The organism is Pseudoalteromonas phenolica (assembly GCF_005886345.1).
GTDB classification, from domain to species: domain Bacteria; phylum Pseudomonadota; class Gammaproteobacteria; order Enterobacterales; family Alteromonadaceae; genus Pseudoalteromonas; species Pseudoalteromonas phenolica_A.
The window spans coordinates 66,042-76,267 of the sequence record NZ_PNEC01000064.1 but is presented as its reverse complement, the minus strand read 5'-3'; the positions used below and the strand labels follow the sequence as shown (position 1 = coordinate 76,267).

Here is a 10,226-nt window from a genome sequence, read left to right as displayed (position 1 = left end):
AGCGACGAGGACCTACACTTGCCATACGACGAAGTGCGAACATCTTTTCATCTGCACCTTCATCACCAGTTTGTTTAGCAAAGTCATATAAACCAACGTATGGGTAGATGTCTTTGTTAATCGGGATCATAAACGTACGACCTGGTTCACCTACTGAGCCATTAATTGGTTGTGGTGCCATCTGCTGGTCAGATAGACGTTTTGTGTAGTTACCTTCGAAATAAACATTAGTTGTATCTGAAAGTTCATAAGTACCGTTAGTACCTAGAGAGTAACGCTCTGCTGGCGTATCTAAGAAAGAAAGCGTCGAGTAGTTGTAACGGTCATCATTAGAGAAACTATGATAGCCCTTAGGGTTAGTCGTGCCATCACCGCCTGGCTCAAATACGATAAAACCTGGTGAACCAGAAACCGCAGTACCGATTACGTTAGCAGAACCACCACAGTACTTTTCAGCACCTGTTTGCACGTCATTGTCATCAGTTACTGCACGTTCCCAAATTGGACAATCTGAGTAATCTCTATCACCTTGACGTGCTTCACCACGGTTGAAGTAACCCATAGTTACAACAATATTACCTTTCTCACCTGAAGTACCGAAAGTAAAGTCGATTTGACCATTTTCAGCATCACTCTCAAATGATTGACCAACTTGGCCTGTTACTTCAAAACCTTCAAAATCAGAACGAGTAATGATGTTTACAACACCTGCAACAGCATCAGAACCGTAAACCGCCGAAGCACCATCTTTAAGTACTTCGATACGCTTAACGATCGCCATTGGGATTTCGTTTAAGTCAACTGAAGAGTTAGCACCAAGACCACCGCCCGGAATACGACGACCATTAATTAGAACTAGTGTACGGCTTGAACCGAGTGCACGTAGGTTTACTGACGCTTTACCGCCACCACCATTGTTTACTGAAGAAGTAAGACCACCTGTTTGTGCAGTTAGAGACTGAAGTGCAACTGCAACGTTTGTAATACCTTCAGCTTTAATGTCTGAAACGTCTAATACTGTTACTGGTGATGCACTTTCAAGGTCTGCACGCTTGATACGAGAACCTGTTACTTCGATACGTTCAACTTTTTCAGCGCCTTCATCGTTAGCAACTGATTGTGCTGAGAATGCAGCCGTAGACGCTGCACCAAAAGCAATCGCTAAGCGAACTGCTTTTGAAACTTTATTATTTAACATTTTATCTCCCTGGACCACTTGTTAGTAGCTTTATATTTATTTGGGCTTTGCCCTTATGCTCAAATTGTGTTTATCACAATAGGCGTGTTGCATACTAAACAACATACAATGTACATGTCAATTAAAAATACACCTGTTTTATAACACAAAGATAACATTAATAGTGACACCAAAACCAAGACAACCCCATAAAGGGTACTCGCATAAGGTATTTACAATTCTTCTTGTAATAATTAAGTTAAAAACGCAATTTAAATTAACTAAACAATAAATCCAGCAACCAAAATTAAAATCCTAATTTTCGGCATAATACTTAATTCTATTAGTTTTATTAACTATCTAACTTCTAAAGAATTTTAAAAAGTGAATAGCTCATTCTGGCTGCCTAAGCCAAATGATGCTTGATGCGAAGAAGTAAACATTGAAAGGATTGGTTTTATCTGTTTATCAATATAGTGTTGATAATCGAAATCAGCAGTAGTATTAGAAAGGCTAAATAAACTAGGACCAAGGTGTGAAATGTAATAATTCACTATAGCCCCTTTTGAATACAGAGATAGTTCAGCTTGATCCGTATTTTTAATAGCTTTCACATGGGGAGGAATACTTTTTGTATATTGTTCTACAGGCTTACCTAGGCGTTTCCGATATACCAATAAATGGTCCACCTCACCAGATAACACCTTTTTTATATATTTCTGTGCAACTGCTTCAAGATCTCCTCCTGCAAATAGGGTTTCAACCAATTCCTTTTGGAATAGTTTCGCGATTTCAGTCCAATCACTTCTGACTGTTTCCATGCCTTTGAATACCAATTCAGAGAGTCCATCCTTTTCTACTCTACCGACATAACGTTTTTTAGAACCAGTTTCTTGCCCGCGGATAGTCGGCATAAAGAATGGGCTGTAATGCGTTTCAAATTCAATTTCTAAATGACTTTGAATGCCATGACGTTTTTCGCACTCTAGAAACCACGTTTGGTTGATTTTTCTTTGCAGCGCTTTACCAATTTCGTGGCTTTGTTCACCAGTTAAATCTTCGGGTAAGGCAACAAAAGTAGAATCAGTATCACCATAGATAACTTCATACCCCCAACTTTCAAGCCATTTACGCGTTGTTTGCATAATTTGATGACCACGCAAGGTAATGGAACTTGATAGCCTTGGGTCATAAAAACGACACCCTTTCGAACCTAAAACCCCGTACAAACTATTCATAATGATTTTGATCGCTTGCGATAACATTGCATCGCCCTGCTCTTTGGCGTTTTGTCGCTTCTCTGACAATTGCTCAACCAATTTAGGCAAATGATGTGCTGTTTTAGAAAAATAACCGCCGTTAAACCCCTCTAATGCAAGCTTTTGGTTCTCTAACCCTTTAATAAGTCCTAGAGGATCTATAAAAAAAGTCCGAATGATGGATGGATATAGGCTTTTAAAATCGAGTACGAGTACATTTTTATAAAGGCCGGGCTTTGACTCCATGACATAACCGCCAGGGCTCTCAAAAGACACACCATGCTCGGCTAAATTAGGCGCGATGTAGCCACTTCGATGTAATAAAGGTAAATATAAATTAATGAAAGCAGCCACTGAACCGCCCATTTTTTCAAGCTCTAAACCTGTCATTTGGGTTCGGACAATGGCAAATTCTAACAAGTTTAGTTTTTTGAAAATCGACATTACAAGCATGCAGTCTTGCAGGTTATAAGCCGCTAAAGCGAGTTTATCTTCATTAAATTGTCTGATGATCTCAGACAAGCGGTTATCTTGTTGGATAAGCTTTTGCTCACCTAAGATTTCACTCGCCACATTAGCGAGGCTAAAACTCGGAAAGTGATATGTTGCATTTTTCATGGTATCAATACCATCGATGACCACTCGGCCTGAAATCAAAACTCGAACATAATTGCCTTTATAAATATCTATCGAGGCATTATCACGCCCTAAATAAAGATCAATACCCAACGCTTCAGCTCGCTCTGCTAAAACCACAAAATCAAACTCAATAACATTCCAGCCAACAATCACATCAGGATCTATGGCTCTCACTTGCTGCATTAATACTTGCAGCAATTCAATTTCGTCCTCGACCCAAATGATACTTTGCTCCGTTTGCTGAGGAGCCCCAATCATGATGACACTTTTATAGTGCTCGCTGACAAGACCGACTGAAAAAAGTACTCCTTGACCATTACATTCAATATCAAGTGACAGCATAGAAAGAGTTGGTTTGTAGTCTGGGTTTTCTTTGAGCTTTGCATCCGTGATCTCGATATGACCATTACGTTGCTTCACTCTTCCGCTTACCCATACACCGCCTTTAATGAATCGCTCCATTAAATAACGGTCACAATGACGAATATCATCTTCATACAAACGCATATGCTGAGAAAAGTGCTGCTTAGCCTGGAATAAATGCTGATTAGAAGAAAAGTAACACGCTGCAACGAGCTCATCATCGAAATGTTTTAATGAAAGCGGTTTTATGTGACATTGCAGTCCATGTTCATTGATTAGGCTTTTAGCTTGCGCTACATCTGACTGACGAATAAAAAAAACAGATTGCTGATCGGGTATAATTACCTTGGCTGGACCTTGTGGTGTCATAAGCCAATAACAAAGACACAACTTCCCCTGCTGATTAAATTGCTGGCGTGATAGTATAAAGCCTTCGTATACAGCTTGTGCCAAGATAAAACCCCATCTAAAATATCAAACACTGTAATTATATACATACCGTACTTTTTAGGCGACCTTCATGCTTTCAGATGCATTAAAAAAAACAATTCGAACAACACACACCAGCATTGCAGAAAGCTTAGACGGTTATAGACCCAGAAAAAGCCAAAATTATCTAGTCGCAGAAATCGCCAAAGTATTAGCTGGCGAATACCATAGATCACAAAAAATCTGTGTAATAGAAGCCGGAACAGGTACAGGTAAGTCTCTCGCCTACTGTTTAGGTGCCCTGCCCTTAGCATTGGCTAAAAAGAAGAAACTCGTCATTTCTACTGCTACTGTAGCCTTACAAGAGCAACTCATTGAAAAAGAATTACCTTTTTTTAAAGAGCACTCAGGGCTAGATTTTAAGTTCGACTTGGTAAAAGGCAGGCATAGATATATCTGTGTGCACAAATTAAATTCAGCACTAGACGAAGATATGATGCAAATGTCACTCGTACCTACATTAAGTTCGCCGCTATCTGAGCAGGAGAAAAACTGCTTAGTCGCGCTTCAAAATGCCTATCAGAACAAACAATGGCAGGGTGATAGAGACAGTTGGGCCGACACCATTCCTGATCGAGTATGGAACTTAATTGCCTGCGATAAACATGCATGTCAAAGACAAATGAAGTCCCATCATTTATGCCCTTTCCACTTAGCACGACAAAAGATGGCGCAGATGGATGTGCTTGTTATTAACCATGCTCTGTTACTAGCAGACTTAGAGCTCGGTGGCGGAAAGATACTGCCAGAGCCGGATGAGACCTTTTATGTTATTGATGAAGCGCACCATTTACCTCATATCACGCGGGACTTTTCATCCGCAGCGGCAACCATTAAAGGTACATTAGATTGGATTGAAAAACTTTTAAAATTCAGTCAAAAGATGGCCAACGCCATTGTGTCGCAAAAAGCCATTGGTCAAAACTTTAAACTCAATGACGCCGCGAATGATGCGGCTAAAGATTTAAGGTCTGTTAGAGACTTACTAGATCAAGCTGATTTTAATTATAACGATGATGACACTTACCGATTTGAACACGGTATTGTGCCCGAGCAATTGACTATTAAAGCCAAAGACATCAGCGATGCAACACTCGATGCCTTAAGAGCACTTAATAAAATGCATGATGCACTTACTTTAGATGTCAGTGATGGGGATGTTACTGCATTCTTAGCTGATCCACTTTTAGCCGAAAGTGGCCAGTACATTAACCGTCTTGAGCAATTACAAAAACTGTGGTTCAGCTATGCCAGTAAAGGGGACAGTATTCCGCATGCTCGCTGGATAAAGCGACTTGAATATAAAAACCATCACGACCATTTACTATGTGACTGTCCAATTGAGGTGGGTTACTACTTAAAAGACAAGTTATGGCGCGAATGTGCAGGCGCCGTATTATGTTCAGCCACGCTCAGTGCACTCGGTACATTTGACCACTTCGCAAAAGAAAGTGGGCTAAAAGGTGAAGAAGGCGTGCAATATATTAAAGCTAATTCACCGTTTGATTACCCCAAACAAGCGACGCTACATATACCGACCACAGATAAAGAGCCTACTGATAAGGCATTCAGTGACTTTTTAGCTGATGCTTTGCCTAAGTATTTAGACAGAACAAAAGGTAACTTGGTGTTATTTGCCTCCTATTGGCAGATGGAACACGTTGCGAAAAAAATGCGGTTAAAGAATTGGCAGATCTTAGTACAAGGTGAATTTTCTCGTGATGCCCTACTGAAAAAACACAAATCTCGCATTGACTCTGGCCATGGCAGTATTTTGTTTGGTACGCAAAGTTTGTCTGAAGGACTCGACTTACCCGGTGCTTATTTAGAAAATTTAGTCATAACTAAGATCCCTTTTGCTGTACCTACCTCCCCAATAGAAGAGGCACAAGCTGAGTTTGTTACAAGTAAAGGTGGTAATCCATTTTTATCAATCACTGTGCCCGATGCTGCAAAGAAATTAGTACAAAGCTGTGGTAGACTGCTAAGAAAAGAAACCGATCAAGGAAAAATCACGCTCCTTGATAGGCGTTTGGTCAGTAAACGGTATGGCAAAGCCATGCTAGATACCCTCCCGCCATTTAAAAGACAAATAGATTATTAATGTTTGAATTTGCGCTCGACCCTATGACCTGGGGCTTATTGTGTTTGGTTGCTCTTATAGCTGGCTTTATTGATGCGGTAGCTGGCGGTGGTGGCATGTTAACTGTCCCAGCTCTTCTTACTGCAGGCTTACCTCCGCACATGACGTTAGGAACCAATAAACTTGCTGCAAGTTTTGGCTCAATTACGGCTAGCATCACCTACTATAAGAAGAACTTATTCAACCCCAAGTTTTGGGCAGGGTCTATACTGGCAACCGCAATCGGAGCACTTCTCGGTACTCTATTGGTTGACCATCTCAGCATTGAGTTTTTAAACAAATTACTGCCCGTGATCATCATTGCTGTAGCCTGCTACAGCCTGTTTGGGAAATTTAGTGCTGAAACCAGTCATCTCTTACCGACCAAAACCTTACAACTAAAAATCAAACAGTGGTCACAAGGGTTAAGTTTAGGCTTTTTTGATGGTTTAGCAGGCCCTGGCACCGGCACTTTTTGGACTGCATCAAATAGCCTACTTTATAAGATGAGTTTATTATTGAATTGCGGACTCGCCCGCTCAATGAACTTTGTATCGAACTTTATTTCGCTGATCACCTTTGTCGCATTAGGTCATGTTAACTTTTTACTTGGCATTACCATGGGGTTATTCTTAATGGTAGGTGCTTGGATAGGTGCACACTCAGCAATTAAGTTCGGTAATAAGCTAATAAAACCACTTTTTAACAGTGTCGTTATTGTACTTGCCGGTAAACTTATTTATGAGGCTTATTTTATATGAGTCAGGCCGCAGTCAAATTAAAACAGCAAATTGAGCAACTTGCTCAGCATGCTCACCAATTTGATAAAGCAAAGTGGTTTGATAAAAACCGCTACATTCAAGCACAGCCCAGTTTATTTGCACACAGCGTGTTTGCCACAAAAAGCTTAAAGCTTTGCGATTACGTAGACGAAATCAAAGAAGCTTTTGCAAGATTACCAAACCCAGACAAACGTCATGCTTATGCGTTTGCCCTTGAAAAATTAAGCGCTCAAATAGAAGCTGTTATAAAAGTATTAAAATCGACGCCTGTTTGGGCCAAAGAAAATAAGTTTACGCAACCAAAAAAAGCGAAAGTATATAAGCAAGCAGTTAAGAAAATCATGCAAAGCTCTCATGAGCTTTACCAAGAGCTATCACAAAACCATGAATTTGAGCGTCGTTTACAAGAAATGATCGATATACGTAAGCGGCAACTTGCATCAGCGAGTAAGGCTGAGGCGAGTAAAATAAATCAAGAGATCTTGGCACTACATGCCCGACTTGGGCGATGTCGAAAAGCCATTACCGCCACTGAAGACAAAATTCAACAAGTTGAAAAACAACAAAACCGCTAATGATTTTCTATCACCCTCTATACAGCGCCCTACAACTACCTGAGAGACACCGCTTTCCTATTAAGAAATACCAGAAACTTGAAAATGTAATTCATGCAATGGGGTTCTCTGAACAGGTCTTTGAACCAAAACCAGCTAGCTTAGCTCAGATCAAACTTTGCCATGATGCAAATTATGTTGACGCATTTGTAAACGGCTCTTTAACTGAGAAAGCAATCAAAAAAATGGGCTTTCCATGGTCAACGGAATTGGTTGAAAGAACTTTACTTTCTGTTGGCGCAAGTATTGAAGCTGCTGAATACGCATTAGAACATGGACTCGGGTTAAACTTAGGTGGAGGCTACCACCATGCCAAATTTGATCACGGTGCTGGGTTTTGTATTTTTAACGACCATGCCATAACTGCACAGCATCTGATCCAGGAAGGCCTTGCTGAACGCGTTGTGATCCTCGATTGCGATGTACACCAAGGGGATGGTACTGCTGATATTTTGCATGACAACGACAACATCATTACTTGCTCTTTGCACTGCGCTCAGAATTTTCCTCGAGCAAAAGCACGCTCAGACCTTGATTTCGAAATCGAAAAAGGCTGCATCGATGCACACTATTTGCAAACCCTACAGCAAGCGTTAGATTTAATTAAGCGTCTCTATCAACCTGATATTATTATCTATAATGCCGGTGCTGATATTTACCATAAAGATGAACTCGGTTTACTAGATATCAGCCTAGCTGGTGTATTAGAGCGTGATAGAACAGTGATTTCATTTTGTAAAAACAACGATATCCCTTTATCGATTGGCCTTGGCGGTGGCTATCAACGTAATGAAGAACAACTGATTGAAGTACATAAACAACTTTTATTCGCTGTGTTCGAAAACTATTGATTATTGGTATAAACTCAAAAAATAAAAACATTAGGTAGATGACATGAAACTACATGATGATGTGCACAATTATTATGAAAAAGTCATGCTAGATCGGATCATTGGGCGTAATCTGCAAGACAAATACGATGATGATGTACTGGCCGATTTTTGCTGTACGGTACTCAATCGACTGCCTGCAAGATATATTCGCTATGATGTAGACATGGCTTTTTACTTACCACAACACGAGCGCATCCAAATGGAACAAAGAGTCGATATTGCAATTGATGTTGCCATGACACAAGTGGCTAAAAGAGGTTCAACGATCAGTGAGTAACTTTTAGAAATGAGCAATAGTTTAGAAAATGCACCGACCCATGTGAAATTGGCTGTCGATTTAATTATGTTACTAGAACAACATGAATTGCCAGCCGAAGACGTACTTGCTGCACTTGAAATCGTGAAATCAGACTTTCAAAATAAATTAAACAATGAAGCTAGTTCGAACTAGCTTCATATGAATTTGTAACTTGTTAAACTGTCATTAATTTTCTTATTTGAAGTCTAAAAGACCAAGTTTATATTGTACATAAAACTGACTATCCGCTTCTGATTGCTCAGGGCAAATAAAGTAGCCAACGTCGTCTCTAAAAGGCTTAGTCTGATGGTGTTTGCCGTCCTCCCAATATAAAACCGCATGTTTTACCAAGTGACCCATATAGGTATGATCTCACTCATAATGACAAAATCCATGGTGCGAAGATAAATATGGGTCATACTTGTCTAATAAAGTGATATCAAGCAAACCATTTTTATAAGTTGCAAATACTTTCGCATCATATTCTGATGTCTTTTCGTCAACAAAATAGGCATGATCTAACTGTAACAGATATTAAGTTCGCAGAAATCGAGCTTAAAGTAATAGATGATCAGTTAAACAGAGCTGTTCTTAAGGCACCTTTTGACGGCGTCATAAGTGAACGTTTTGAACGAGCTGGTACTGAAATAAGCCGTGCTCAAACACTATTGAATTTAATCGATATAAATAACCTAGAAGTCAGATTATTTATCCCTGTTAAATATCTCAGCTATTTAAAGCCTGGCGCTCCGCTACAATTAAGTGCAGGACAATTAGATAGCCCACAGCGCGCTTCTGCCGTCATCACAGCTGTTATTCCTGCAACAGATCCAAGAGCACAATCGTTTGAAGTTCGTGCTGATTTACAGATAAATAGCTCACAGAGCTGGGCTTCTGGCAAACTCGTTGATGTAAATGTGACTTTAAGCTCAAGTAATGAGGAACTTATTGTAAACCGTGATGCTCTAATACTTAGGCAGCAAGGTGTTCATATTGTAAAGATTAAAGAAGATAATACTGCACTCCATGTACCGGTGGTTGTTGGTAAAGGACAAGGTAATAAAGTCGCGATTAAGCCAAGAGATATAACACTGCTTAGCGTAGGTGATCGCATTGCAACAAGAGGTGCAGAGACGCAAGCAGAACGTCAAAGCGTTGAAGTACAGCCCGCTCTGTAAAGTTTACTAGCCCAATGAGCAAGCCGTTAAGAGTACACTTAACGTGCTTGTCTCATTTTTTAATTTAACCCGATAAATCAAACATCATCCTCGATGTTATCTTTACCTTTTGTACGCTCGATACTATCAAGCTTGTGATGGATAGCTGATTTGATCAGCATGTAGCCACTGATTGGCGCTGTAAGTAATAAGAAAATAGAAATTAAGATTTCTTTTAGACTTATACCTGCCTCTGATTGACTAAAAAATACCATAGCCGCTGTTAGCAAACACGCCATACCCAAAGTCGTCGCTTTTGTTGGGCCATGTAAACGCATGAAAAAATCAGGCATCTTAACCAAACCAATAGACCCGACCAACACAAATGAGCCACCAATTAAAAGTAAAATAGAAATAATCCACTCAGCCATCG

At 40.0% G+C, this 10,226-nt stretch carries 11 protein-coding genes; 7 read left to right on the top strand and 4 right to left on the bottom strand.

Going from position 1 to position 10,226, the window contains the following annotated elements:
* Together CWB72_RS19245 and CWB72_RS19240 are read right to left on the bottom strand one after the other, a co-directional pair.
* A partial coding sequence (locus tag CWB72_RS19245; protein WP_171037364.1) for a TonB-dependent receptor plug domain-containing protein occupies nucleotides 1–1,198 on the bottom strand: 1,198 nt, incomplete at its 3' end.
* Nucleotides 1,199–1,554: 356 nt separating this feature from the next.
* Nucleotides 1,555–3,891 carry a DNA polymerase II gene (locus CWB72_RS19240; RefSeq protein ID WP_138634764.1) on the bottom strand — a complete coding sequence of 779 codons (2,337 nt, stop codon included), beginning with the start codon at nucleotides 3,889–3,891 and terminating at the stop codon, nucleotides 1,555–1,557.
* A 67-nt stretch (nucleotides 3,892–3,958) separates the two neighbouring features.
* Here CWB72_RS19240 and dinG point away from each other — a divergent pair, with 67 nt between their 5' ends.
* From dinG to rsmS, 6 genes are read left to right on the top strand one after another with little or no spacing between them, the layout of a single operon-like run.
* On the top strand, nucleotides 3,959–6,031 hold the full coding sequence (dinG, locus tag CWB72_RS19235) for an ATP-dependent DNA helicase DinG (RefSeq protein WP_138566424.1): 2,073 nt from the start codon (nucleotides 3,959–3,961) through the stop codon (nucleotides 6,029–6,031).
* The gene (locus CWB72_RS19230) at nucleotides 6,031–6,810 is read left to right on the top strand and encodes a TSUP family transporter (RefSeq protein WP_138634761.1); all 780 of its coding nucleotides are present in this window, start codon (nucleotides 6,031–6,033) and stop codon (nucleotides 6,808–6,810) included. The genes dinG and CWB72_RS19230 overlap by 1 nt, the downstream gene beginning before the upstream one ends.
* Nucleotides 6,807–7,406, top strand: a complete 600-nt coding sequence (locus tag CWB72_RS19225; RefSeq protein WP_138634758.1) for a primosomal replication protein — start codon at nucleotides 6,807–6,809, stop codon at nucleotides 7,404–7,406. Before CWB72_RS19230 ends, CWB72_RS19225 begins: the two co-directional genes overlap by 4 nt.
* On the top strand, nucleotides 7,406–8,296 hold the full coding sequence (locus CWB72_RS19220; RefSeq protein WP_138566430.1) for a histone deacetylase family protein: 891 nt from the start codon (nucleotides 7,406–7,408) through the stop codon (nucleotides 8,294–8,296). Before CWB72_RS19225 ends, CWB72_RS19220 begins: the two co-directional genes overlap by 1 nt.
* Nucleotides 8,297–8,339: 43 nt before the next feature.
* Nucleotides 8,340–8,615 carry a late competence development ComFB family protein gene (locus CWB72_RS19215; protein WP_138634755.1) on the top strand — a complete coding sequence of 92 codons (276 nt, stop codon included), beginning with the start codon at nucleotides 8,340–8,342 and terminating at the stop codon, nucleotides 8,613–8,615.
* Nucleotides 8,616–8,624: 9 nt separating this feature from the next.
* Nucleotides 8,625–8,789, top strand: coding sequence for a pleiotropic regulatory protein RsmS (rsmS, locus tag CWB72_RS19210; RefSeq protein ID WP_130253941.1), 165 nt, complete (start codon nucleotides 8,625–8,627; stop codon nucleotides 8,787–8,789).
* 42 nt (nucleotides 8,790–8,831) lie between these two features.
* Here the strand turns inward: rsmS and CWB72_RS20655 are convergent, their stop codons facing one another.
* On the bottom strand, nucleotides 8,832–8,996 hold the full coding sequence (locus CWB72_RS20655; protein ID WP_171037363.1) for a hypothetical protein: 165 nt from the start codon (nucleotides 8,994–8,996) through the stop codon (nucleotides 8,832–8,834).
* Nucleotides 8,997–9,124: 128 nt separating this feature from the next.
* Here CWB72_RS20655 and CWB72_RS19205 point away from each other — a divergent pair, with 128 nt between their 5' ends.
* Entirely contained in the window at nucleotides 9,125–9,814 is a 690-nt protein-coding gene (locus CWB72_RS19205) for an efflux RND transporter periplasmic adaptor subunit (protein ID WP_138634752.1), read from the top strand.
* A 77-nt stretch (nucleotides 9,815–9,891) separates the two neighbouring features.
* Here the strand turns inward: CWB72_RS19205 and CWB72_RS19200 are convergent, their stop codons facing one another.
* Nucleotides 9,892–10,224 carry a Na+/H+ antiporter subunit G gene (locus CWB72_RS19200; RefSeq protein WP_130253943.1) on the bottom strand — a complete coding sequence of 111 codons (333 nt, stop codon included), beginning with the start codon at nucleotides 10,222–10,224 and terminating at the stop codon, nucleotides 9,892–9,894.
* Between the last annotated feature and the right edge of the window lie 2 nt (nucleotides 10,225–10,226).

Excerpts from the sequence above, each read along its gene's own strand:
- CWB72_RS19230 (WP_138634761.1), top strand. The coding sequence starts at position 6,031 with ATGTTTGAATTTGCGCTCGACCCTATGACCTGGGGCTTATTGTGTTTG.
- CWB72_RS19215 (WP_138634755.1), top strand. The coding sequence starts at position 8,340 with ATGAAACTACATGATGATGTGCACAATTATTATGAAAAAGTCATGCTA.
- CWB72_RS20655 (WP_171037363.1), bottom strand. The coding sequence starts at position 8,996 with ATGGGTCACTTGGTAAAACATGCGGTTTTATATTGGGAGGACGGCAAA.
- dinG (WP_138566424.1), top strand. The coding sequence starts at position 3,959 with ATGCTTTCAGATGCATTAAAAAAAACAATTCGAACAACACACACCAGC.
- CWB72_RS19220 (WP_138566430.1), top strand. The coding sequence starts at position 7,406 with ATGATTTTCTATCACCCTCTATACAGCGCCCTACAACTACCTGAGAGA.
- CWB72_RS19205 (WP_138634752.1), top strand. The coding sequence starts at position 9,125 with ATGTCTTTTCGTCAACAAAATAGGCATGATCTAACTGTAACAGATATT.
- CWB72_RS19225 (WP_138634758.1), top strand. The coding sequence starts at position 6,807 with ATGAGTCAGGCCGCAGTCAAATTAAAACAGCAAATTGAGCAACTTGCT.
- rsmS (WP_130253941.1), top strand. The coding sequence starts at position 8,625 with ATGAGCAATAGTTTAGAAAATGCACCGACCCATGTGAAATTGGCTGTC.
- CWB72_RS19200 (WP_130253943.1), bottom strand. The coding sequence starts at position 10,224 with ATGGCTGAGTGGATTATTTCTATTTTACTTTTAATTGGTGGCTCATTT.